The following is a 22,687-nucleotide window of genomic DNA, read 5'->3' on the forward strand; positions in this document are numbered from 1 at the left end:
CCTCGACATTACTATGATTTCAAAATATATTAATCGGAAGTAACTGGTTGTAGGGTGGCGTGATGGATGCGACGCCGCACGGTCCGACCTCATCCGCGGACTCGATCGACCGGCACATCGCCCACTGGGGGCGCGAGGTTCCCGACCTGGACCCGAAGGTCGAGGGGGTCGTCACGCGGATGCAGATGCTGGTGCGCCATCTCCAGCGCCGTAAGGAGGCGGGGCTCGCCCGGCGCCGGCTGAAGATGTGGGAGTACGAGATCCTCTGGCGGCTGCGCTCGGCCGGGGAGCCGTACCGGATGTCACCGACGCGGCTGGCCGAAGTGCTGGACACCCATCCGGCGACGCTGACCAACCGGCTGGACCGGTTGGCGAAGTCGGGTTACGTGACCCGGGAGCATGCCTCCGAGGATCGCCGAAGCCTGCTCGTCACCCTGACCGAAGAGGGACACCGTGCCTGGTCGTCCACGATCGGCGAGCAGATCGCGACGGAGCGCGCGCTGCTGGCGCCGCTGAGCGAGGCGGAGCGGGAGCACCTTGTGGTCCTGTTGCGAAAGGTCACCTTGGCGGCGGAGTCGGACGGCCCGCCCCTGATGCCGACTCTCGAGGGCACTCGCCCGCCGGCGCCCGACGGCCGCTCCTGATCACCGGGGAGCGGACAGCTGTTCGCGTACCCAGGCAGGGTCGGGATTGGTGTGCGGCCGGCCGGCCACGAAGACGATCGGCACGGTCTCGTTGCCCTCGTTGACCGCCCGCACCGCTGCGGCTGCGGCCGGGTCACGCCATATGTCGACCCAGTGCAACCGGCGGGCGTCACGGCCCAACCGGAAGCGCAGTCGCAGGCAGAACTTGCAGCCGGGTCGCCAGAAGACGATGGGACGGCCGTCGACCGCACTGCGGCGTTCCGCCTCCTGCGCGCCGATCGACCCCGGGAACACCAGCGACGAGTGCACGACCGCGAGCCCGACGAACACCACCAGGATCGCCACGGCTCCGCCGGGGCTCCCGCCGAGGAACTGCCCCGCCGCCACGGCCAGACCGCAGAGCACGAACACCGTGGGCCAGATCCAAGCACGCTTCATGGAGACGCAGACTACCGGTGCGTCGACATGCCCCTCGCGAGTGCATCGGCGTCACGCCTCCTCCGGGAAGACCCCCGGTCTGCCTCAACGGCCCGCCTGGGCCGCCCGCTCGGCCGTCCCCAGCGTCGTGCCGCGCTCGGCCCGCTGGAGCCGACGGCGACCGGCGTACTTGACCCAGGTGTACGAGCCGGGCTTGCGTGCCTCGCGTGCCAGTGCCTTGACGGTGAGCGTGCAGATGAACTCCTTGAGCTTCGCGCCGGGGCGGCCGGTGAGGTGGACCCACTTGGCGTGGTCGTCCCGGGAGGCGTACTGGAAGAAGCCGACGCGTCGCCCCAGGCTGATGCACTGGCCGCCGAACCCCAGGCTGAGGGGGGCGGGTCGCCGGCCCGCGATCCGGTCGAGCACCGTGTCGGCGGCGTGGGCACCGAGCGGCCCCGCGGCCTGGCAGCTCATCCGCAGCGGCAGGTCCGACGGTGCCGCCGCATCGCCGGCCGCGACGATGCGCACGTCGTCCACGCTGGTCAACGTCTCGTCCGTGCGCAGGCGGCCCGCGGCGTCGGTGCTCAGCCCGCTGCGCCGCGCCAGGTCCGGTACGCCGAAGCCGGCGGTCCAGATGGTCACCTCGCTCGGCACCGTGCGGCCGTCATCGAGGTGCACGGCGTCACGCGTCACGGCCGTCGCCTTCGTTCCGGCGCCGTGGAGCACCCGCACGCCGAGTGCGGCCAGCCGCCCGGTGACCTCGCGGCGGCCCCGCGGGTGCAGGTAGGGGCCGAGCGCCTCGCCGCACACCAGGGTCACCGTGCGGCCCACCTCCGCCAGCTCGGCGGCGGTCTCGATACCGGTCGGACCGGCGCCGACCACCGTCACCGGAGCCGCCGCCGGCAGGGCGTCGACGATCGCCCGCAGCCATTCCGCCTCCTCCAGGTCGGCGACGGGGTGGGCGAACTCGGCCGCTCCCGGCACGCTCCGGTCGGCGCTGTCACTGCCGACCGCGTACACCAGGTAGTCGTAGCCGACCGTCCCGCCGCCCGCCAACGTCACGCTGCGCTCGCCCGCGTCGATCCGTGTCACGGCGTCGACCACCAGCCGGACACCGGCGCCCAGGACCTCGTCGTAGGCGACGACCGCGTCGTCGGTCCCGGCCACCAGCTGGTGCAGGCGGATCCGTTCGACGAACGTCGAGCGCGGGTTGATCAGGGTCACGGACACGTCGGCGCGCTGCGTGAGGCGGTTGGCCGCCATGACGCCGGCGTATCCGCCGCCGATCACGACCACATCGGTGTGGTCGGTCCTCCCGGTGTCCTTGGCCGTACCGGTCTCCTCGGTCATGGTGTCTCCTTGGTCCGCGGGGTTCACCCTCTAGACCGCGCGCGACCGAACGTTTGTGACAGCCCAGCGCGTGAGACAGGTCACTCCTCGGGCGGAACGTCCGGCGACGGGGCGGCGACCGGCTCCCCACCCGGTCCGGAGACCTCCACCAGGTGACCGGAGCTGATCCACTCGGCGATGTCCCTGACGATGCCGTATCCGCGGCCGTCGCGCGCGAGCGCGGGCAGGTCCGGCGGCTGCCAGGGCGAGAACATCCCCGGGTAGCCCGTCAGCGGCTTCAGCACCCGGTACACATGGCGCGTGTCGGGCACCCCGCGGTGCACAGCGCCGCGCATGTATTCGGGGGTGCCGAGGGCGTACACGAAGTTCTGGTCGTGGCAGGCGTACGCGTCGACCTCGGTGCCCGGCACCAGCACCACGCCGCGCGGCGGGGGCACATGGGTTTCGGCGGCCAGCATGGCGACGAAGCCGGCGCGGACGTAGGGTCCGGTCGCGGGTGGTGGCCCGGGCTCGGGCAGCGGGGCGCCGTCCGGTACCGGTACCAGGGGCAGGTAGGTGTCGGTTGCGGTGGCGCGTGGGCGCGGCGCCCAGCGGGTCACGGAGGCGCACCAGTCCGCCCACGGCGCGGACGGCAGACCCGCCGCGCTGCGTATCCCGCCGGTGAGGCCCGGGTCCGACTCGGCGAGGATGCGGCCCATGGCGTGGTTCACGGCCTCCCACGTGTCGTGGAACGCAGCCGTGTCCGTGCACCGGCCGCCGTCGCAGCGCACCGCCAACCACACCGCGCCCGTCTGCACCACCGACCAGTGCCCGTCGTCGAGCCGTCCGATCAGCAACCGCTCGCCGCTGCCGGGCAGCAGATCGTCCAGGGCGGCCCTGGCCCGGTCGAACAGGTCCGTTTCGTCCTGGGGCAGCAGCGCGACCAGCGCGCTCTCGTCCTGCGGCCGGGCGAGCAGTTCGGCCGGGTCGAACGCCTCGGCCGCCCGGTGCAGCTCCTCCTTCCACCGCATCCACCACTGCACCTGCTCCTCCGGTCGCGGATACGCCGTCAGCTCCTGGACACAGTCCGCCGGGGTGACCTCCTTCTGCCAGGGGAAGTTCTTGGCGGTCGGGAAGACGAAGAAGCCGATGGCGATGCCGTCCGCGGCATGACCGCTGGCGACCAAGTCCTCGTACGACTCGCCGTCGGGCGGGAGTTCGTCCTTCGGCAAAATGGTGATCTTGATGCCGGTCCAGGTGCCCTGCTCCGCGTCGTAGCTGTCGTGCCGCAGCGCGCGCAGCCGGTCGAAGACCTCGGTGCGGGGCAGTTCCTCGGCGGCGGTAGCGGTGGCGTCGGCCGGATCGCCCTCCCACACGACGGTCTCGAAGGAACCGACCGCGTGGTAGGCGAGTTGGGCCCACTTCCAGCCGTCCGGCAGCAACGCCGCCACCTGCCGGGCCACCTCCAACACCCGGCGCGCTGTCGCCTCGTCTTCCTGTTCCTGCGTCATGTGCCGTCCCCCTGGCTTTCCTTGACGTCCAGCGCCGGAAAGCCGCTAGGTTCACGCGCCGGCGCACGCGTACCGTAGCGGCCCGCCCGGTTCGCGACCGCAAGGGGGCGGGGCGGGCGCCGGCGCCCCTGACGGCGGACACCGGGCGCGCCCGCCGCTCACGGCTCACGGCTCACGGCTTATTCGGTTCCGCCGGCGTGCTCGATGAAGCGGGTCAGGAGTGCGTGCAGTTGCTGCTGGTCAGCGGGGGACAGAGGGGTTGTCAGGTCGGCCATGGTCCGTGCCGCGGTCGTGGTGGCGTCGGCCAGCCGGGTGCGGCCTTCGGCGGTGATCTCCACGGCGTAGCGGCGGCGGTCCTGTGCGTCCCTGCGGCGGGTGACCAAGGCCTGGCGTTCCAGTTCGTCCACCACGTAGACCATCGAGGACTTGTCCATCTGTAGCCGATCGACCAGCGTGCGCTGGGCGGCCGGGCCCGCCTCGGCGAGGTGGCCGAGCACCGCGAGGTGACGCAGGTCGACGTGGTGCGCCCGGAGAGCACGGTTGGTCGCGGCACGTGCGTAGCGGTGCGCCAGATAGAAGTCGCGCCCGATCAGCATGGGGAGATCGTCACTGGATTCGTCCACGTCGCTCAGTATGCCTGAAGACGGATCGTCTTAATTAAGATAGTCTTCATTCATGAAGGTCATTGTCGTAGGCGCCGGCCTCTCCGGGTCACTCCTTGCCCAGGGACTGCTCCATGCGGGAGCGGATGTCACCGTTCACGAGCGGGAACCCGCGATCGACGAGCGCAGTCAGGGCTACCGCATCCACATCGCGCCGCAGGGCGATCTCGCCCTGCGCAGCTGCCTGCCCGCAGAGCTGTACGACCGGGCGGTGGCCACGTCGGGTGTGCATGGATCGGGAGCGGTGACATTTCTCGACCCGAAGCTCGACGTGGTCCGTCGTCTCCGGTTCCCGGAGCAGGAAGGGGACGGATCGTCCGGACGGCACCTGATCGTCGACCGGGTCACCCTCCGGCGGCTCATGCTGACCGGCCTGGACGTCCACCACGGCTCCGCGTTCGAGCGTTACGCACTCCTCGACGACGGAAGGGTCCGGGGTTTCTTCGGCAACGGCGAAGTCGCCGACGCCGACCTGCTGGTGGCCGCGGACGGCGCCAACTCGCGGGTTCGCGCGCAGCTCCTGCCCGGCGCGCAGCTCGTCGATGTGGGCCAGGACCAGATCTACGGCAAGACACCGTTGACCCGGCGGGTACGCGACCTGGCGCCGCCCGCCGCTCTGGAGGGGTTCTCAGCCGTGCTCGGCACCGACGGCCGCTCCATGCCGATGGCGGCCTACCGGTCCCGCTCCGGCACCGGGGAGGACTACCTGATGTGGGTGGTCGTCTTCCCGCCGGAACTCCGGCCGGCCGGGCTCCACGATGCGGACGGTGCCGGCCGGCAGCGGATCGCGGCCGAGCTGGTCGCGGACTGGCCGCCGCAGCTCGCCGAGATCATCCGGCATGGTGACCCGGCCTCCGTGCACCTGACGACGGTCCGCAGCGCGAAACCCGTACCGCACTGGGACACCGTCCCGGTCACCCTCATGGGCGATGCCATCCACGCCATGGTGCCGGTCGGCGAGAGTGCGGCCGTCGCACTGCGCGATGCAGCGTTGCTGTGCCACCGCATCGCCGAACGGGACACCGGGCACGGCGGGTCACTGCTCGACGCGGTCCATGACTACGAGGCCGAGATGCTCGACTACGGATTCGCTGCCGTAGAGCAGTCACTGCGCGGCGTCTGACGGCGTGCCTGGGGCCTGACGGCGCGTCGGCTGGACCACCGGCTTCTTCGCGAGGTACCAGCGCCGGCCCGCCCCACGGGGTGTGTCCCGCCGCGGCTGCGTCGGGAGAGCGGGAGGCGGAACTCCGCAGACGGACTGGCGTACCGCCGGGCCGACGAGGCGCCGTCTGCCGCCGGCTACGGCGCCGCCGGCCGCTCCCGCGAGATCTCGGCGCGATCGGCGTCGCTCTCGGCCCGGTCGATGTCCAGTCCGGCGAGGGCACCGACCGGGTCCAGGTCGCGCACGCCGCGTGGCCACCAGTCGTCGCGGCCCGGCTCGGACTCGTACCCGTACCAGAGGCCGTCACGGCCGAAGCGCAGTTGGAGGTGGCCGCGGGGGTGGGTGAGGTGGTTGCGCCACGGGCGGAAGGCGGGGAAGTCGGCGGCGAGCAGCACCGAGCGTGCCCGGTCGAAGCGGCCGGCCGGCGGGTCCCACGGCTCTTCCAGCACGGCGAGCCCCTCGGCGCCGCCCTGCCGCCAGGCCGCCACCGCGCGGGCCAACTCGGCGGTGGTGCGCCCGGTGGCATCGGCGAGCGTGGCGTACAGACCGCGGGTCGCCGCCGTCAGCCCGGAGCCGGGACGGGCCGCGGCCAACCGGACGGCGTCCTGCCACAGCGTCAACTCCCCCACCGGGTCACGGCCCGTGGTGAGCAGCGTGTGCGCCCGGGCAGCGGCGTCGGTGGCCAGCTGGTCGAGCGCCAGCGGGTCGGGGCCACCCGGTGCCATGGGATACGCCGGCGGGGCCCCGGGGCGCGCCGGAGCGGGGAGCGGCGCGGGCAACGGTGCCGTGGGTGCGGACGGGCGGCCGCCCGGACCGAACACGTCGGAGGCGGGCACGCCGGGGAAGGGCGCCGGGGCGCGGGAGGCGTGCGCGGCGCGGGCGGCCTTGCCGGCGTGCCGGCGGGAGAGCATCTCGATCAGCTCGTGCTCACCGCGGCCACGCAGCTGCAACAGGACGAAGGGGTTGTCGTCGAGCAGCCGGGCGGCCTCGTAGCAGAGGGCCGCGGCGTGCTTGCAGGGCCAGCCGGAATCGGGGCAGCTGCACTGCGGGACGAGGTCGCCGGGGCCGGGCAGCAGGGGGACGCCGCAGTCCGCCAACGAGTGCGGCAGGTCCTTGTCCAGCAGGGCCGCGATGTGTCCGGGCCGCTCGGCGGCGGCGTCCAGGAAACGGTCCCAGTCCTCAGCGGACAGCGTCCGCAGCCGGACCTGCGCACGATACGGCCGCGGGCGGCTGCCCTGGACGTAGGCCAGCAGGCGCCCCGGCGTGACGCTGATCGCGCCCACCTGCCCCCGCCCGGCGTACGCCCTCCCCCGCACCACCCGTGCCGGATCCAACGCCCCCTCTTCCAGCGCCGCGACCCAGGCACGCCCCCACCAGGTGATGGCGAAGGAGACGGGCGCGGCGGTGACGGAGGCCGTTGCGTCGCCCGGGACGGAGGAGGGGAGTTCGTGGCCTGGGGCGGGATCAGGGGCGTTTCCGGGAGCGGTGGCGGGGTTCTGCTCCGAAGCAGCGGCGGGGGCCGGCTCGGGCCCGGACTCGTCGAGGCTTGCGGCATCGGGCCCGGAGGCATCGGGTCCGGAGGCATCGGGTCCTACGGCCGGATCCTGCCCTGGGGCGCTGGTCGGGTCCTCTTCCGGAACGGAGGCCGGCTCGGGCCAGGTGGCGGAAGCGGGTTCGGAGCGCGCGGGCGCCGTGGGGGCGGGCCGGTCGGCGGCGCCGTGCCCGGCCCTCCTCCGGTCCGCCTCCGCACGCCGCATCCGCTCGCGCTCCGCGCGGGCCGCCGCCTTCCGTTCCGCCAGGGCGCGGCGGGTCTCGCGCAGAGCACGGCGCGCCTCGTCGGCGGGCCGCGGGACGGGCGACTCGGCACGGGCATCGGCCGAAGTCGGGCGCGGGGCAGGGGACTCCGGACCCGGCTCGGACGCCTCCGGGTGCGAGGCAGGCGACTCCGGACCCGGCTCGGGCACCTCCGGCTGCGAGGCAGGCGACTCCGGTCCAGAGACGGGCGACGCCGGGCCGTGCTCGGGCGACGCCGGACCAGGGACGGGCAACGGTGAGCCAACGACGTGCGACTTTGAACCGGGCTCAGGCAAAGCCAGGCCAGCGGCGGACGGCTCCGAGCGCGGAGCACGCGACTCCGTGTCAGAGACGGGCGGCTCCGGGCGCACGGCACGGGACGCCGAGCCGCGGACGGACGACTCCCGGCCCAAGGCACGCGACTCCATGTCAGAAACGGGCGACGCCGGGCGCACGGCACGGGACGCCGAGCCGCGGACGGACGACTCTGGGCCCGAGGCACGCGACTCCGTGTCAGAGACGGGCGACGCCGGGCCAGGCTCGGGCGATGTCGAGCCGTAGACGGGCAACGTCCGGACGGAGGCGGGCGACGCCGGGCCGAGGCCGAGCAGGCCCGGGCGCGGGATGCGGGGTTCTTGTTCGGGGCTGGTCATTCCGGCCTCCGCAGGGATACCAGGTCCGCCAGCTCGCGGTTGGTCAGCTCGGTGAGCGAGGCCTCGCCGCCGGTTCCCAGGATCGCGTCGGCCAGCGCGCGCTTGGCCTGGAGCAGGTCCGCGATGCGGTCCTCCACGGTGCCCTCGGTGACCAGGCGGTGCACCTGGACCGGCTGGGTCTGGCCGATGCGGTAGGCGCGGTCGGTGGCCTGCTCCTCGACCGCCGGGTTCCACCAGCGGTCGTAGTGGATGACATGGCCGGCGCGGGTGAGGTTGAGGCCGGTGCCGGCCGCCTTGAGGGAGAGGATCAGGACGGGTGAGGCGCCTTCCTGGAAGCGGTCGACGAGCCGCTCGCGCTCCGCGATCGGCGTGCTGCCGTGCAGCAGTCCGGCGGGCACGGCGCGTGCGGCGAGGTGGGCGTCGAGCAGCCGGGCCATGCCGACGTACTGGGTGAAGACGAGCGCGGAGCCCTCCTCGGTGAGCAGGGTGTCCAGCAGCTCGTCGAGCAGGGCCAGCTTGCCGGAGCGGCCGTCGAGCCGGCCCGCGAACTCGGCGGGCGGCTCCTTCAGGTACTGCGCCGGATGGTTGCAGATCTGCTTCAGGGAGGTGAGCAGCTTCAGGACCAGACCGCGGCGCGCGATGCCCCGGGCGGCCCCGATCAGCGTCATCGACTCGCGCACCACCGCCTCGTACAGCGCGGCCTGCTCGCGCGTGAGCGGCACCACATGGTCGGTCTCGGTCTTCGGCGGCAGCTCGGGGACGATGCCGGGGTCGGACTTCCGGCGGCGCAGCAGGAAGGGCCGGACCAGCCGGGCGAGGCGCTCCACCGCCGCGGTGTCCTCGGTCTGCGCGCCCCCGGCACCGGCGGCCCGGCCTTCGACGGTCTGGCCCCCGAGGACGCCGGCCTCGACGGCGCGGGCGTGCCGGGCCCGGAAGGACGTGAGCGGGCCGAGCAGGCCGGGGGTGGTCCAGTCGAGCAGGGCCCACAGTTCCGAGAGGTTGTTCTCCACGGGGGTCCCGGTCAGGGCGACGCGGGCCGGTGCGAGGATGGTGCGCAGGGCCTTGGCGGTGGCCGAGTGCGGGTTCTTCACGTGTTGGGCCTCGTCGGCGACGACCAGGCCCCAGGGCTGCTCGGCGATGCGGGGGGCAGCCGAGCGCATGGTGCCGTAGGTGGTCAGGACGAAGCTGCCGTCGGGCAGTCCGTCGAGGCTGCGCCCCTGGCCGTGGTAGCGCCGCACGGGGGTGCCGGGAGCGAAGCGGGCGATCTCCCGCTGCCAGTTGCCCAGCAGCGAGGCGGGGCAGACCACCAGCGTGGGCTCCTTCCTGGCCCGCCGCAGATGCAGGGCGATGAGGGTGACGGTCTTGCCGAGGCCCATGTCGTCGGCGAGACAGCCGCCGAGCCCCAGGGAGGTCATCAGGTCCAGCCAGGCCAGGCCGCGCAACTGGTAGTCCCGCAGCCGGGCGTGCAGGCCCGCGGGCGGGGCGGCCGGGGGGAGGCCGGCGGTCAGGCGGTCGCGCAGCGCCGCCAGTGCGCCGACCGGCACCACCTCGACCGACTCCCCGTCGACCTCGGTACTGCCGGTGAGGGCGGCGGAGAGCGCGTCCACCGGGTCGAGCAGACCCAGCTCGCGCTTGCGTGCCCGGTGCACCAGGACCGGGTCGACGAGCACCCAGCGGTCCCGCAGCCGGACCACCGGACGGTGTGCCTCGGCCAGCTCGTCCATCTCGGCCTCGGTCAGCTGCTCGTCGCCGAGGGCGAGCTGCCAGCGGAACTGGAGCAGCTGCTCGCTCTCGAAGAACGGCGTGCCGTCGGTGGCGGAGCCGGGCGCCGGGCGCACCACGGCGGTCGCGGTCAAGTCGCGCGCGAGGTCGCGCGGCCAGTGCACCGCGACGCCGGCCGCACCCAGCCGGGTCGCCGCGGCGCCCAGCAGATCCGCCACCTCGTCCTCCGACAGGGCCAGCACGTCCGGCACCGGGCGCTCGGTGAGCCGGGCGAGCGGGGGCCAGATGCGGGCGGCGCGGCGCACCGCGAGCGCGGTGTCGACCCGGGCGCGCGGCCCGAACGCGGCGCCGTCGCCCGAGCCGCCCCCCGGACCGTCCCCCGCAAGGGCGGTCGCTGTCTCGTCTCCCCACAACCGGGCGGCGTCGACGACGAGGGTCGGGTCGGCGAGGCTGTGCACCTGGACGATGGCGGCACCGGCGTGTCGCGCCCTGGCCGGTGCCTGCGGGTCCGGTCCGACGATGGGCTCGACGTCCCGGTCGAAGAGCCGGGACGGCGAGAGGTCGAGCCGGAGCGAGATCCGCACCCCCGTGTCGACGCCCGCGGCGACCTCCGCCGCCCAGTCGTCCGCCTCGGGCAGCGTCTGCGGCGGCCATGCGGCGAACGGCGCGCCGGAGGCATGGGGTGCGGCGGGGGTGCGGGGCAGCAGGTCGGCGACGGCGTCGAGGAAGGCACGCACCAGCGCCTCGGACTCCGGCAGCTCCAGGGGCACACGGCCGGGCAACGGTGCGGCGCGGCCGGCCGGCGGAAGGGCGGCGGCCACGGCCCGCAGGTGGGCCATGTCGGCCGCGTCCAGCGGGCCGGCGCGCCAGGCGTCCTGGCCCTCGGCGGTGAGTCCCGGCAGCAGCCGTCCGCCGGCGACCAGCCGCAGCGCGTGCAGGGCGGCCGCTGACCAGCAGGCGGTGGCCGGGTGCGGGACGGCGCCGGGTCCTCCCGGACCGCCGGGGCCCCGCGGATGGGCGGCGACCAGCGCGGGCAGGGCCTGCGCCAGCGGAACGCGAAGGGCCGGAACGGTCCTGGTGCCCACCGGACCGGAACCGTCCCGGTGCACGACGGTGAGCTCGGTGGGCTCTGCTGCGGGGCCGGAGGGCGTGGTGGCCGCACGATCCCAGTCACCGGCGGGGTCCCAGTCACCGGCGGGGTCCCAGAACACCAGCCGGCCGTCCCGGGGCGGCGTGGCGGGCACGAAGACGGCCGGGTACGCCACGGGGATGCCGTGCACCATGGCGTCAGCCACCTCCCTCCCGTGCGGGTCCGCCGACTGGCTCGGTCGCCGCTGCTGCGACGTCTTCGACTCTAGGCGGAGGGTGTGACAACGCGATCAGGCAGCGCCGTGAGCGGCGGGAGCCAGGCCGGTGCGGCCGGACGGTCGTCCCGCCTCCGGCTCGTCCCGCTTACGGCTTGGTCGACGACACCACGTACACCTGCGGGTACCGCGGATTCGCGAGGTTGACCACGACCCGCTGGCTCGGGTGCGGGTCGCGTTCGAGGTGGGAGAGGCCACGCCAGTCGCCGGTACCGCTGAAGTCCCAGCCGACCACCTTGCGGTCCCGGGCGCCGATCGGCAGGCCGTCCTTCTTCAGCGCCCCGACGCTGGTTCCCATGGTGGTCAGGAAGTCGTTCAGGCCGTGCTGGGTGGTGAGGAACTGGACGTAGAGACGGCTGGTCTTCCAGTTGTTCGTCTCGTAGTACGACACCGCTTCGTGCTCCAGCGGCAGGGGCACGTTGTACAGCCGCCGCTGCACCTTGGACGGCGCCCCGCCGGTCAGGCCGGTGGCCGCGTAGCGTGCCTCCTTCTCCTTGCCGCTGTCCCGGCTCTGATTGGCCGAGATGACCAGGTAGCCGGCCGGGATGCCGATGAGCAGCACGATGGTCAGGAGGGTCAGCGCGCGGCGGCGGATCATGTGGCGGCGGCCCTCACCGGACGGCGGGGGCGCCGCGGGATCCTGGTGTTGCACGTCGGTCCGTTCGGTCGGTTCCACGGCGGTCATCGCGGGGCCCCCGGTGTGCTGCGGGCGCCCAGGACCTGGGCGTAGCGCTCGTAGCGCGCGTAGCGTTCGACCCGGCGCCGGGTGGCACGGCGGAACCGGCGGGCGACCAGCCTGGCCAGGTCGGCCGCGCCGACCATGCCCGCCTGGGGGCCCAGCTGGGCCCGCGCGATCCGGGCCTCGGGGCGGTAGCCGCGGCCGGTGAGGTGCCGGCGGAAGGCGTCGCGCGCGGGCCCGATGAGCAGGTCGTCGGCCGCGCTGACGCCACCGCCGATGACGAAGCAGGACGGGTCGAGGGCGGCCGCCAGGTTGGCCAGGCCGACGCCGAGCCACTGTCCGATGTCCTGGAGCAGTTCGACGCACATCGCGTCGCCCTCGCGGGCCAGCTCGGTGATGAGCGGTCCGGTGATGTCGGGGATGCTGCCCTTGACCCGTTCGATGATGTTGTACGCCACCGGCGAGTCGGCCGCGGCCAGCTCGCGGGCCTCGCGTACCAGTGCGTTGCCCGAGCTGTACTGCTCCCAGCACCCGCGGTTGCCGCAGGGGCAGCGGTGGCCGCCGGGCACGACCTGCATGTGGCCGAACTCGCCGGCGACACCGTACTTGCCGCGCTTGACCCGGCCGTCCTCCAGGATCGCCCCGCCGATGCCGGTGCCGAGCGTGATCATGACCAAGTGGTCCTCGCCGCGGCCGGCGCCGAAGCGCCACTCTCCCCAGGCGGCGGTGTTCGCGTCGTTGTCGACCATGACGGGGACGGCGAGGCGCTCGGAGATGCGGTCGCGCAGCGGCTCGTTGCGCCAGTTCAGGTGGGGCGCGAACAGCACGCGGTTGCGGTCGCCGTCGACCCAGCCCGCCGCACCGATGCCGACGGCGTGCACGTCGTGCCGGTCGGACAGGTCCAGGACCAGCTCGACGATGGTGTCCTCGACGACCCGCGGGCTCTTGCTCTTGTCCGGGGTCTCGGCGAGCACGGTCTCCAGGATCACGCCGTCGGCGTCCACCGCACCCGCCATGACCTTCGTGCCGCCGATGTCGATGCCGACGGTGGGGACACGGGGCGCCGTCAGGTGGGAGCGGCGTTCCCGGGCGGCCACGGTGCGCAGCATGGTGGCGCGGGTGGAGCCTCCGGAGGTCCCCCCGGAGCGCGAGGGCACCCCCATACGGGCGAAGCCGAGCTTGGCGCCGGAGCCGAACGCTCGGAGGGGGGTGGGGTCACGGTAGGTGCTCATCGACGCCGATTGTGCCTCACACGCCCCTGGGACCGCATGGCGCATCCCGCAGCCGGGTACCGCTGACGGCCTGCTGCGGGGTACGTGCCAGGCCTTTCGGGACAACGCTCACACGGGGCCGCCGGCCACGCTCACGGCGGGCCGTGGGTGCCGGCACGGCCGACCATGACCTTGCTCACGTCCCGTCACGGTCGGCCACTCGGCGTCACGCCTTCTTCGGTCCGGCGTCCCGTCCCGCGCTCCTGCTTCCCGCGCCGAGGCCGGCCGGGGCGGGGGCGCGCTCCAGTTCGTGGCGGAGGTCGTCCAGCTCGCTGCCGCCGGCCATCTGGCGGGTCAGCTCGTCCAGGGTGATCTCGTCACGGGTGTGGCTGCCCGCCATGGTGCCCCGCTTGAGCAGGACGAAGCGGTCGCCGACGAGGTAGGCGTGGTGCGGGTTGTGGGTGATCAGCACCACGCCGAGGCCTGCGTCACGGGCCGCGGCCACGTACTTGAGGACCACCCCGGACTGCTTGACGCCCAGGGCCGCGGTGGGCTCGTCCAGGACGAGGACCCTGGCGCCGAAGTAGACCGCACGGGCGATGGCGACACACTGCCGTTCGCCACCCGACAGGGTGCCGATGGGCTGGTCCACGTCGCGCAGGTCGATGCCCATGCGGCGCAGTTGGGCGTGCGTGGTCGCCCGCATGAAGGACGTGTCCAGGCGCCGGAAGGGGCCCTTGCCCTTGGTGGGCTCCGAGCCGAGGAAGAAGTTCCGCCAGACCGGCATCAGCGGCACCACGGCGAGGTCCTGGTAGACGGTGGCGATGCCGCGGTCCAGGGCCTCGCGCGGGGAGGCCAGCGTGGTCTCCGCACCGGCGATGCGCAGGCTGCCGCCGTCGTGCTGGTGCAGCCCGGAGATGATCTTGATGAGGGTGGACTTGCCGGCGCCGTTGTCGCCGAGCACGCAGCTGATCTGTCCGGCGTGCACCTGGAGGGAGACGCCTTCCAGGGCGCGGATGGTGCCGTAGAACTTGCTCACGTCCGTCAGCTCGACGAGCGGACCGTCCGGCGCGGCCGGCACGGGCGCCGCAGCGGCGGGCGCGGGAGCCTTGGTGACGGACGCGGGCGCTTTCGCGCCTGCCTGGTCGCCGCCACCGGACGCAGCGTCCGTGCCACGCACGCCGTCATCGCTGGTCAGGTCGTCGTTTCCCGTCATGCCGTCGCCTCCGCGCGCTTGCGGACCCAGGCGTTGAGCAGGGTCGCGAGGAGCAGCATCGCGCCGAGGAAGAACTTGAACCAGTCCGCGTCCCACTCGGCGAACACGATGCCCTTGCTGGTCATGCCGAAGATCAGGGCGCCGATCGCGGAGCCCACGGCGGAGCCGTAGCCGCCGGTGATCAGGCAGCCGCCGATGACCGCGGCGATGATGTAGATCAGCTCGTTGCCGACGCCCTCGCCGGACTGCACGGCGTCGTACGAGAAGAGCAGGTGCTGCCCGGCGAGCCAGGCACCCAGGGCGACGCCCATGTAGAGCCCGATCTTGGTCCGGGCCACCGGGACGCCGACGGCGCGTGCCGCGTCCTTGGCGCCGCCGGCGGCGAAGATCCAGTTGCCGGCGCGGGTGCGCAGCAGGATCCAGGTGGCGACGGCCACCAGCACGATCCACCACAGGATGGTGATCCGGAGGTTGACCGAGCCGAGCGTCAGCTGGGAGGCGAAGATCTTCCTGGCGGAGGAGAAGCCGTCCATGTCGGCGATCGACTTGGTGGAGACGGTGCCGTCGATCAGCTGGGTGAAGCCGAGGTTCATGCCGGTCAGCATGAGGTACGTGCCCAGCGTGATGATGAAGCTGGGCAGTTTGGTGCGGGTCAGCATCAGGCCGTTGAAGGCGCCGATCCCGAGGGTCACCAGCAGCGAGACGACGACGCCCACCCAGACGTTCACGGTCAACTGGTAGCTGAACATCGAGGTGACCAGCGCGGAGCTGGTCACCAGCACGCCCGCGGACAGGTCGAACTCCCCGCCGATCATCAGCAGCGCCACGGGGACCGCCATGATCCCGAGGGTCGACGAGGCGTACAGCACGGTGGCGAGGCTGGTCGCACGGAGGAATCCGTCGGCCGTGACGGCGAAGAACGCGAAGACGGCGACGGCGCCGACGACCGAGCCGAGTTCGGGACGGCCCAGCAGCTTGCGCAGCGGCGGACGGCGCCCCGGCCGCTTGGCCGGGGCGCCGCCGTGCTGTGCGGCCGCGGGTGCGGTCGTCGTCATCGGGTGCCCCGCTTGGCGTAGTCGGCGAGGGTGTCCGCGCTCTCCTTGGTGACGATCTGCGGTCCGGTGAGGACGGGGCGGCCACCGCCGAGCGTGTCGGCGTTGTACTTGTAGAGCCAGAGCAGGTCCACGGCCTCGTAGCCCTGGAGGTAGGGCTGCTGGTCGACGGCGAAGCCGAGGGTGCCGTCCTTCAGGCCGGTGGCCACCGTCGCGTTCAGGTCGAAGGTGTCGATCTCGGCCTTGCTGCCGGCGCTCTTCTTGGCCTTGGCGGCGGTGTCGGCGAACGGCGCGCCGAGCGTGACGATGGTGTCGATGGACGAGTCCGACTGCAATTTGGACTCGATCTGGGACTGCACGTCGGGCATGTTGGTGCCCTCCACGTACAGCTTGCTGAACTTGCCCTTGAAGTGGTCCTTGGCGCCGGCGCAGCGCTGTTCCAGGCCGACGTTGCCCTGCTCGTGGATGACGCAGAGGACGTTCTTGCGGCTGCGCTTGGTCAGCTCGTCACCGACGGCCTGGCCGGCGATGGTCTCGTCTTGGCCGATGTGGGTGAGCGCGCCGAACTTCTTCGACTCGGCGGAGCCGGAGTTCACGGTGATCACCGGTATGCCGGCCTTCTCGGCGCGGGCCACGGCGGCCTTCATGGCGTCGGGCTTGGCCAGGGTGACGATCAGCCCGTCGACCTTCTTGTCGATGGCGGCGTCGACCAGCTGGGCCTGCTGCTGGGCCTGGTCGTCCTGGGAGTACAGGAACTTGATGTTGTCCTTGACCGCGGCCTGCTTGGCGCCACCCTTGACGATGTCCCAGAAGGTGTCGCCCTCTCCCGAGTGGGTCACCATCGCGAAGGTCCAGCGCGGCGTGCTCACCGCTGCCTTGCCGCTGGTGGCCTTCTTGGAGGCGTCCTCGGCCTCCTTGCCGCCGTTGCTGCTGCACCCCGCGAGGGTCAGGCCGATGGCCCCTGCCAGAGCCATGCTTACCCAGCTGCGAAACCGTGCCACCAGACCGCGCCCTTCTGTCCGTATATCGTGCCGACGGGGACCGGCCGTCCAGTATCCGGTATCCGTGTCCCCCGCCCGTGCACCGGGTCCCTACCGTGGCGGAAACGCGCTGATCAGGGCGATCGTGCTGCGCGGCCACCGCGGTACGGCTGGAGGTGTTCTAGCGGTGCGGGTCAGCCGCGTCAATGCCCTTGTCATAACATTCTGACGGCTCACGTCGCCGGCCCCGCCCACCCCGCTCCCCCACCCGGCGGCCGGCTCACGTCCGCACGAGCAGCTGGAACTCGAAGGAGTACCGCGAGGCGCGGTAGACGTGCGTACCGAACTCGACCGCGCGGCCGGTGTCGTCGAAGGTGGTCCGCTCCATGGTGAGCAGGGGCGCACCCATCGGCTCGGCGAGCCGGTCGGCCTCCTCGGCGGAGGCGGCGCGCGCCCCGACGGACTGGCGGGCGCTGTGCAGGGTGATGCCGGCGGCGCGCATCAGCCGGTAGAGGCCGGTCGCCTCCAGGCGGTCGTTGTCCAGGTCGAGCAGCCCGGCCGGCAGGTGGTTGCACAGGTACGCCATGGGTTCGCCGTGCGCCAGCCGCAGCCGCTCCACCCGGTGCACCTCGCTGCCCTCCGGCACGCCGAGCGCGGCGGCGACCGCGGCCGGCGCCGGTACGACGGTGTTGGCCAGGACCCCGGTCGACGGGCGCTGGCCGGCCGCCTCCAGGTCGTCGTAGAGGCTGCTGAGCTCCAGCGGGCGCTTGATCTTGCTGTGCACGACCTGCGTTCCCACACCACGGCGCCGCACCAGGAGCCCCTTGTCGACCAGCGACTGGATGGCCTGGCGCACGGTCGGGCGGGACAGGCCGAGCCGTCCCGCCAGTTCTATCTCGTTGCCGAGCAGGGTGCCGGGGGTGAGCAGACCGCGCTCGATGGCCGCCTCCAACTGCTGGGACAGCTGGAAGTAGAGCGGGACCGGGCTGCTGCGGTCGACGCTGAGATCAAGGGGGACGGTCGGATCCACACCTGGTTTGGGCACCTTGCGAGGGTAGCTCCGGGGAATGATGACGGGAAGTCGTGAAGTAAGATTGTCCAGACATTTGACAGCGTCACGGCGGCCGGGCCAGGTTGTAACCATGCGCATCGGACTGATCGGAACGGGCCGTATCGGCTCATTTCACGCTGCGGCCCTGCACCGCAATCCCGCCGTCGACTCGCTCGTCGTCGCCGACGTCGAGCCGGCGCGCGCCACCGACCTGGCGGAGCGCCTCGGCGTCAGCGCCGCCCCGGGCGTGGACGAGGCCTTCGCCGCCGGCCTGGACGCCCTGGTGATCACGGCGGCCACCTCGGCGCACGCGGAGCTGATCGGCCGGGCGGCGCGCGCCGGCCTGCCGGTCTTCTGCGAGAAGCCCATCGCGCTCGACCTGCCCGGCACGCTGGCCGCGCTGGAAGAGGTGACGGCGGCGGGCACGGTGCTGCAACTGGGCTTCCAGCGCCGCTTCGACGCCGGCTACACCGCGGCACGCGAGGCGGTGCGCGCCGGCCGGCTCGGGCGGCTGCACACGGTGCGCGCGATGACCTCGGACCCGGCGCCGCCGCCCGCGGCCTACCTGCCGCTCTCCGGCGGCCTGTACCGGGACTGCCTGGTGCATGACTTCGACATCCTGCGGTGGGTGACGGGACGTGAGGTCACCACGGTGTACGCCGTCGGATCCGACGCGGGCCCCGCGATGTTCGCCGAGGCGGACGACGTGGACACCGCGGCGGCCGTCCTGACGCTCGACGACGGCACGCTCGTCACCGCGACCGCCACCCGGTGCAACGGGGCGGGGTACGACGTCCGCATGGAGCTGGCCGGCGAGCGCGACCAGATCTCCGTCGGCTTCGACGACCGCACCCCCGTCAGCTCCGCCGAACCCGCAGGACCGCCGCCGCCCGACAAGCCCTGGCCCGGCTTCCTGGAGCGGTTCGCGCCCGCCTACGAGGCCGAACTCGCCGCCTTCGTCGAGGTGGTGCGCGGCACCCGCGTCAACCCGTGCGACGGCCACGAGGCGCTGCACGCCCTGCGCATCGCCGAGGCCTGCGAACTCTCCCGGCGCGAGCACCGCCCGGTGCAGCTGGCGGAGATCCGGCAGGCGTGAGCCGGGCGGCGGCCCGGGGACGGACGGGCGGCCCGCTCAGCCGTCCTCGTCGAGCAGTCCCGCGTCGTGAGTCAACAGGGCGATCTGCACGCGGTTGTTGAGGTCGAGCCGGGCCAGGATGCGCGAGACATGGGCCTTGACGGTCGCCAGGCTCAGATAGAGCTCGGCGGCGATGTCCGCGTTGGAGGCGCCCCGGCCGACCGCGACGGCCACCTGGAGTTCCCGCTCACCGAGCACGGCGAGCCGGGCGCGCGCCCGCGTACGGCGGTCACGTCCCGGGTCGGGCTCGGTGACCCGGCCGATCAGCTGCCGTGTGACGGTCGGCGAGAGCACCGGGTCACCGGCCGCGACCCGGCGCACCGCGGCGACGATCTCGGCCGGCGGGGTGTCCTTCAGCACGAACCCGGCGGCACCCGCCCGCAGCGCCCGCACCACCTGCTCGTCGGCGTGGAACGTGGTGAGCACCACCACCTCGGGCGCTTCGGCGCGGGCCCGCAGCGCCTCCGTCGCGGTCAGGCCGTCCACCGCCGGCATCCGGATGTCCATCAGGACCACGTCGGGCCGGCAGGAGTCGACGAGTGCCTGCACCTCACCGCCGTCGCCGGCCTCGCCGACGATCTCGATGTCGTGGGCGCCGCCGAGCATGAAGGACAACCCGGCGCGCACCAGAGGATCGTCGTCGACGAGGAGCACCCTGATCGGTCGCATGGTCGTCACGGTAGCCAGCCCGCTCCCCCTCATCCGGACCAGGGCAGCCTGGCCCGCACCAGGAACCCGCCGTCGGGCTGCGGCCCGTGTTCCAGGTGCCCGCCGGCGAGGGTGGCGCGCTCGGTGAGGCCGATGAGGCCCTGGCCCGAGCCGGGGACGTGCGGCACGGCGGCCGGTGGCGCAGGGTTGCGCACCGACACGGTAAGACCGTCGCCCGGTGCGCCGGTGACGTGGACCGTGACGGTGGCACCGGGCGCGTGCTTGCGGGCGTTGGTGAGGCCCTCCTGGGCGATCCGGTAGGCGGTGCGGCCCACGTTGGCGGGCACCGCCGCGGGGTCGGTGAGGTCGTGGTCGAGGACGACGTGCATGCCGGCGCTGCGGGACTCGTCGACGAGCGCATCGAGCGCGGCGAGCGTCGGTTGCGGGCGGCCGGACTCGTCGCCCTCCCCCGCCCGCAGCACGCCGATGATCTGCCGCAGGTCCTGGAGCGCCTCGTGGGCGCTCTCCCGGATCACCCCGGCCGCGCGGCCGATCTCCGCCTGGGGCGCGTCGGGCCGGAACTCCAGGGCGCCGGCGTGCACGCTCAGCAGGGTGAGGCGGTGCGCGAGGACGTCGTGCATCTCGCGTGCGATGGCCTCACGCGCCAGCCGCTGGGCCTGCTCGGCACGCAACTGCGCCTCGGTCTCGGCACGCCGGGCACGGTCTCGCAGGCTCACCAGCAACTGGCGGCGGGAGCGTACGAACATGCCCCAGCCGACGGCGGCGCAGCTGAGCAGCACGGTGAACGCGACCGACACAGCGAAGGGCAGGTCCGGGTCCGGACGCAGCCAGAAGAAGACCGGCGCGCTCGCCAGCGAACCACCGCCGATCCAGGCCACGTACGGGAACGGCCGGTGCACGGCGAGCGTGAACAGGGCGACCAGGGCAGCACCGCCCGCACTGTTGGAGAGCAGCCCGACCGGCAGCATCGCCACGGCGAACGGGACCGGCCAGCGCCTGCGCAGCCAGACGGCGCCGCAGGACAGCGCGCCCAGCAGCTGGTCCAGGGCGGCCAACGGCTCGGGGGTGTGCGGGTCGTGCGCCACCGTGCGGGCGGCGAGCAGCCCGAGGACGACGGCCGCCCAGAAACACATGAAGTCGACGATCCAGTCCCGCACCGTGCGCCGGCGGCGCCCCGCACCTTCCGGATCGAGCGCACGGACCAGGGCGGACGGCAGGAACCAGCGGTGCCCCGGCAGCGGGAGGGCGGGGGCGGCCGGCGGGGGCGGCATCGGCTCTCGGGCCGGGTGGCCGGGGGCGGTTGCTCCGGGGGCGGCGGGTCCGCGGGCGGTGGACTCGGGGACGTCGGCACCCGGCCCGTCATCCCGTGGTCCACGTGCCCTCGGTCCGGGAGGCACCGGCCGGGGCGCACGGGCGCTCAGGGCCGGCCCGGCGCCCGGCGTGCGCTCATCACCTTCCATGCCGGCAATCTACGCAGCCCCGCGGGCCAGGGAGCCCGGTCGGCGACGACCGCGCCCTTGGCGAGCCGAAGGGGAGCCGAAAGTCGCGTCCGGCCGGCGGCTCCGCATACTTTCGGCGCCGCGGCCGTCCGCACGGTGACCCTTCGTCGGCATGCTCTCGCCCCGCGGCCGATGACTGTGGGGGGTCCGCGGGGCGAGGGTCTCTTGCATGAAACAGCTTGTGCAGTTCGTGGCGGTGCTCGCGCTGATCCAGGGGGTGGGGGGACTGGTGCACGCGATCACCGGCCACGTGGGCTGGGGGATCACCCAGCGCCTCGACGTCCTCGACGGCTACGACACCTACGCGAGCATCGCGTTGGTCGTGCTGGGCCTCGCGCTGCTCGCCGCCGCCGACAGCGACAGCGACCGTCACACCGACCGCTGACCGCTGACCGCTGACCACCCTGGGGAAGCGGCGAGCGTCGGTGACCGGCCGGCGGCGGCGAACGGCGGACCGTCAGCAGTCGAAGTCGATCAGGTCGAACGTCGCGTAGTGGTCGGAGGTGTAGTAGTCCTCGTCGGTCTGCTCACCGGTGACGATGCGGCGGGCGCCGCGGTCCGGGGAGCCGGGGGTCTCCACGGTGTACTCGTGGTAGTAGCCGGTCGACTGCTGCGGCAGGACGCCTTCACGGTTCTGGAAGACCTGACCGTCCTCCGGGTACGGGAACGGGCCGCCCTGGTCGATCAGGTCGAGGGTGTCGTACGCCTCGGCCGGCAGGTCGGAGTGGCAGATGTCGCCGACCGCGGTGATGCGGTACGTCACCGCAGTCGCGGCTGGTCCGGTGTGGGTGGGGGCCGGCGCCGCGCTCGCGGCGGCCACGGGGCCGACGAAGAGGGCGGCGGCAAGGGCGGAAACGCTGAGGATGCGTGTGGGGGTTCGCATGCCTTCTAGGATGACGCGCGTAGACCATGTCGTGTCAATGACAAGGACATGAGTTTCCAGAACGTTCATCCAGAAGTGCGACATACGGACGCGCCCCAAGGCGGCCCAGCCATACGCCTCTTAGTGGTCGTCTTCGGCCGCCGGGGCCACTGGGGGCGACTGGGGCGGCTGTTTGCCGCGACCGATACCTGGAAGAGCGCCCGCGTCGTCACCCCGCATGGGTGGAGAACAGGCCTCCCGTCGGCCCCTGCTTGTCGCCGCCCTGGGCCTTCTTGAGCGCGTTCGCCAGGCCCTCGATGGTGAGCGACTGGAGGATGACCCGGCCCTGCCCCTCCAGGGTGGCCAGGGACAGGCCCTCACCACCGAAGACCGCGTTCATGATGCCCTGGCGGTTGAGGCCGCCGACGCGCTGCACGCCGTACTGGATGCCTTCCTCGAAGGCGACGACGCAGCCGGTGTCGACCTCGATGCGCCCGCCGAAGTCGGCCGGGTCGAGGTCGATGAAGTTGCCGGCGCCGCAGATGATGACCGTGCCGTGGCCGGTGAACTTCTCGAGGATGAAGCCCTCGCCGCCGCTCATGCCGGTCCTGCCGCCTTGGAAGGCGATGCCGAACTCGACCGTGGACTCGGCGGCCACGAACGCGTCCTTCTCCGCGAACCAGGCGCGCGAGCCGGTCAGTTCGAGGGCGCGCATCTCGCCGGGCAGCACGCCTGCGAAGCCGACGGTGCCGTCGCCGCCCTGGGACGTGAAGTACTGGAACGCCAGCGACTCGCCCGCCAGGTAGCGCTGTCCGACCTGCATGGCGGTGCCCATGGCCTGGCGGAGCATGCCGCCCATCCCGCCGCCGCCCTGCTGCCCCTGGCCCTGCCGCTGGCCGCCGCTGGACGGCCCGCCGAGCCGGGTCTCCATGGTCACGTTGGCCGTCTTGAAGAGGAACTTGCCGGCCTCGCAGTAGACGGTCTGGCCTGGCTTGAGGTTCACGACCACCATCTGCATGGCATTGCCGACGATCTCTTGTTGCAGGGTCACGGTGGTCTCCTTGACACGCACGGG

20 protein-coding genes are annotated in these 22,687 nt (G+C 72.9%); 4 read left to right on the forward strand and 16 right to left on the reverse strand.

Annotation, left to right across the window (positions count from 1 at the left end):
* Positions 1-62: 62 nt before the first annotated feature.
* Positions 63-644, forward strand: coding sequence for a MarR family winged helix-turn-helix transcriptional regulator (locus tag NQO67_RS32950; RefSeq protein ID WP_255954028.1), 582 nt, complete (start codon positions 63-65; stop codon positions 642-644).
* On the opposite strand, the gene NQO67_RS32955 is transcribed toward NQO67_RS32950, so the two are convergent.
* The 4 genes from NQO67_RS32955 to NQO67_RS32970 all read right to left on the reverse strand — a co-directional run bounded on the left by NQO67_RS32955 (position 645) and on the right by NQO67_RS32970 (position 4,524).
* Positions 645-1,082, reverse strand: coding sequence for a glutaredoxin domain-containing protein (locus tag NQO67_RS32955; protein ID WP_255954029.1), 438 nt, complete (start codon positions 1,080-1,082; stop codon positions 645-647).
* An 84-nt stretch (positions 1,083-1,166) separates the two neighbouring features.
* Positions 1,167-2,411, reverse strand: a complete 1,245-nt coding sequence (locus NQO67_RS32960; protein ID WP_255954032.1) for an NAD(P)/FAD-dependent oxidoreductase — start codon at positions 2,409-2,411, stop codon at positions 1,167-1,169.
* A gap of 80 nt (positions 2,412-2,491) precedes the next feature.
* Positions 2,492-3,901 carry a TNT domain-containing protein gene (locus tag NQO67_RS32965; protein ID WP_255954033.1) on the reverse strand — a complete coding sequence of 470 codons (1,410 nt, stop codon included), beginning with the start codon at positions 3,899-3,901 and terminating at the stop codon, positions 2,492-2,494.
* A gap of 179 nt (positions 3,902-4,080) precedes the next feature.
* A complete protein-coding gene (locus tag NQO67_RS32970; RefSeq protein WP_255954034.1) occupies positions 4,081-4,524 on the reverse strand; it encodes a MarR family winged helix-turn-helix transcriptional regulator in 444 nt (147 codons plus the stop codon).
* Positions 4,525-4,576: 52 nt separating this feature from the next.
* Between NQO67_RS32970 and NQO67_RS32975 the strand changes: the two genes are divergently transcribed.
* A complete protein-coding gene (locus tag NQO67_RS32975; RefSeq protein WP_255954035.1) occupies positions 4,577-5,686 on the forward strand; it encodes an FAD-dependent oxidoreductase in 1,110 nt (369 codons plus the stop codon).
* A 176-nt stretch (positions 5,687-5,862) separates the two neighbouring features.
* Here the strand turns inward: NQO67_RS32975 and NQO67_RS32980 are convergent, their stop codons facing one another.
* From NQO67_RS32980 to NQO67_RS33015, 8 genes are all read right to left on the reverse strand, one after another.
* The gene (locus NQO67_RS32980; RefSeq protein WP_255954037.1) at positions 5,863-7,689 is read right to left on the reverse strand and encodes an SWIM zinc finger family protein; all 1,827 of its coding nucleotides are present in this window, start codon (positions 7,687-7,689) and stop codon (positions 5,863-5,865) included.
* Between the two features lie 479 nt (positions 7,690-8,168).
* Complete coding sequence (locus NQO67_RS32985) at positions 8,169-11,177, reverse strand: SCO1167/SCO6262 family helicase (protein WP_255954086.1); 3,009 nt, start codon at positions 11,175-11,177, stop codon at positions 8,169-8,171.
* 169 nt (positions 11,178-11,346) lie between these two features.
* Positions 11,347-11,943: a sugar kinase gene (locus NQO67_RS32990; protein WP_255954038.1), complete on the reverse strand. Its 597-nt coding sequence runs from the start codon at positions 11,941-11,943 to the stop codon at positions 11,347-11,349.
* Entirely contained in the window at positions 11,940-13,100 is a 1,161-nt protein-coding gene (locus tag NQO67_RS32995; protein WP_255954088.1) for an ROK family glucokinase, read from the reverse strand. Before NQO67_RS32995 ends, NQO67_RS32990 begins: the two co-directional genes overlap by 4 nt.
* A 274-nt stretch (positions 13,101-13,374) precedes the next feature.
* Positions 13,375-14,364, reverse strand: coding sequence for an ATP-binding cassette domain-containing protein (locus NQO67_RS33000; protein WP_255954039.1), 990 nt, complete (start codon positions 14,362-14,364; stop codon positions 13,375-13,377).
* Positions 14,361-15,419, reverse strand: coding sequence for an ABC transporter permease (locus tag NQO67_RS33005; protein ID WP_255954040.1), 1,059 nt, complete (start codon positions 15,417-15,419; stop codon positions 14,361-14,363). The genes NQO67_RS33000 and NQO67_RS33005 overlap by 4 nt, the downstream gene beginning before the upstream one ends.
* The gene (locus NQO67_RS33010) at positions 15,416-16,417 is read right to left on the reverse strand and encodes a sugar ABC transporter substrate-binding protein (RefSeq protein ID WP_255954041.1); all 1,002 of its coding nucleotides are present in this window, start codon (positions 16,415-16,417) and stop codon (positions 15,416-15,418) included. Before NQO67_RS33010 ends, NQO67_RS33005 begins: the two co-directional genes overlap by 4 nt.
* A gap of 259 nt (positions 16,418-16,676) precedes the next feature.
* Positions 16,677-17,426 (reverse strand): GntR family transcriptional regulator, encoded by a 750-nt coding sequence (locus NQO67_RS33015; protein ID WP_255954089.1) that lies wholly within the window; start codon positions 17,424-17,426, stop codon positions 16,677-16,679.
* Positions 17,427-17,538: 112 nt separating this feature from the next.
* Here NQO67_RS33015 and NQO67_RS33020 point away from each other — a divergent pair, with 112 nt between their 5' ends.
* Positions 17,539-18,543, forward strand: a complete 1,005-nt coding sequence (locus tag NQO67_RS33020; RefSeq protein WP_255954042.1) for a Gfo/Idh/MocA family protein — start codon at positions 17,539-17,541, stop codon at positions 18,541-18,543.
* A gap of 36 nt (positions 18,544-18,579) precedes the next feature.
* Here NQO67_RS33020 and NQO67_RS33025 read toward each other — a convergent pair whose 3' ends face one another.
* The gene (locus NQO67_RS33025; protein ID WP_255954043.1) at positions 18,580-19,251 is read right to left on the reverse strand and encodes a response regulator transcription factor; all 672 of its coding nucleotides are present in this window, start codon (positions 19,249-19,251) and stop codon (positions 18,580-18,582) included.
* Positions 19,252-19,280: 29 nt separating this feature from the next.
* On the reverse strand, positions 19,281-20,522 hold the full coding sequence (locus NQO67_RS33030) for a sensor histidine kinase (protein WP_255954044.1): 1,242 nt from the start codon (positions 20,520-20,522) through the stop codon (positions 19,281-19,283).
* Between the two features lie 397 nt (positions 20,523-20,919).
* On the opposite strand from NQO67_RS33030, the gene NQO67_RS33035 reads away from it, so the two are divergent.
* The gene (locus NQO67_RS33035; protein ID WP_255954045.1) at positions 20,920-21,135 is read left to right on the forward strand and encodes a hypothetical protein; all 216 of its coding nucleotides are present in this window, start codon (positions 20,920-20,922) and stop codon (positions 21,133-21,135) included.
* Positions 21,136-21,207: 72 nt separating this feature from the next.
* Here NQO67_RS33035 and NQO67_RS33040 read toward each other — a convergent pair whose 3' ends face one another.
* Both NQO67_RS33040 and NQO67_RS33045 read right to left on the reverse strand, forming a co-directional pair.
* On the reverse strand, positions 21,208-21,633 hold the full coding sequence (locus tag NQO67_RS33040) for a guanyl-specific ribonuclease (protein WP_255954046.1): 426 nt from the start codon (positions 21,631-21,633) through the stop codon (positions 21,208-21,210).
* A 208-nt stretch (positions 21,634-21,841) separates the two neighbouring features.
* The gene (locus NQO67_RS33045) at positions 21,842-22,663 is read right to left on the reverse strand and encodes an AIM24 family protein (protein ID WP_255954047.1); all 822 of its coding nucleotides are present in this window, start codon (positions 22,661-22,663) and stop codon (positions 21,842-21,844) included.
* Positions 22,664-22,687 lie beyond the last annotated feature (24 nt).

It is taken from the genome of Streptomyces odontomachi (assembly GCF_024435355.1).
GTDB classification, from domain to species: Bacteria; Actinomycetota; Actinomycetes; order Streptomycetales; family Streptomycetaceae; genus Streptomyces; species Streptomyces odontomachi.

Coding starts and splice junctions, on each gene's coding strand:
- NQO67_RS32960 (WP_255954032.1), bottom strand. CDS start 2,411: ATGACCGAGGAGACCGGTACGGCCAAGGACACCGGGAGGACCGACCAC.
- NQO67_RS33035 (WP_255954045.1), top strand. CDS start 20,920: ATGAAACAGCTTGTGCAGTTCGTGGCGGTGCTCGCGCTGATCCAGGGG.
- NQO67_RS32985 (WP_255954086.1), bottom strand. CDS start 11,177: ATGGTGCACGGCATCCCCGTGGCGTACCCGGCCGTCTTCGTGCCCGCC.
- NQO67_RS32975 (WP_255954035.1), top strand. CDS start 4,577: ATGAAGGTCATTGTCGTAGGCGCCGGCCTCTCCGGGTCACTCCTTGCC.
- NQO67_RS33020 (WP_255954042.1), top strand. CDS start 17,539: ATGCGCATCGGACTGATCGGAACGGGCCGTATCGGCTCATTTCACGCT.
- NQO67_RS33030 (WP_255954044.1), bottom strand. CDS start 20,522: ATGCCGCCCCCGCCGGCCGCCCCCGCCCTCCCGCTGCCGGGGCACCGC.
- NQO67_RS32950 (WP_255954028.1), top strand. CDS start 63: ATGGATGCGACGCCGCACGGTCCGACCTCATCCGCGGACTCGATCGAC.
- NQO67_RS32955 (WP_255954029.1), bottom strand. CDS start 1,082: ATGAAGCGTGCTTGGATCTGGCCCACGGTGTTCGTGCTCTGCGGTCTG.
- NQO67_RS33040 (WP_255954046.1), bottom strand. CDS start 21,633: ATGCGAACCCCCACACGCATCCTCAGCGTTTCCGCCCTTGCCGCCGCC.
- NQO67_RS32965 (WP_255954033.1), bottom strand. CDS start 3,901: ATGACGCAGGAACAGGAAGACGAGGCGACAGCGCGCCGGGTGTTGGAG.
- NQO67_RS32990 (WP_255954038.1), bottom strand. CDS start 11,943: ATGACCGCCGTGGAACCGACCGAACGGACCGACGTGCAACACCAGGAT.
- NQO67_RS33025 (WP_255954043.1), bottom strand. CDS start 19,251: ATGCGACCGATCAGGGTGCTCCTCGTCGACGACGATCCTCTGGTGCGC.
- NQO67_RS33005 (WP_255954040.1), bottom strand. CDS start 15,419: ATGACGACGACCGCACCCGCGGCCGCACAGCACGGCGGCGCCCCGGCC.
- NQO67_RS33000 (WP_255954039.1), bottom strand. CDS start 14,364: ATGACGGGAAACGACGACCTGACCAGCGATGACGGCGTGCGTGGCACG.
- NQO67_RS32995 (WP_255954088.1), bottom strand. CDS start 13,100: ATGGGGGTGCCCTCGCGCTCCGGGGGGACCTCCGGAGGCTCCACCCGC.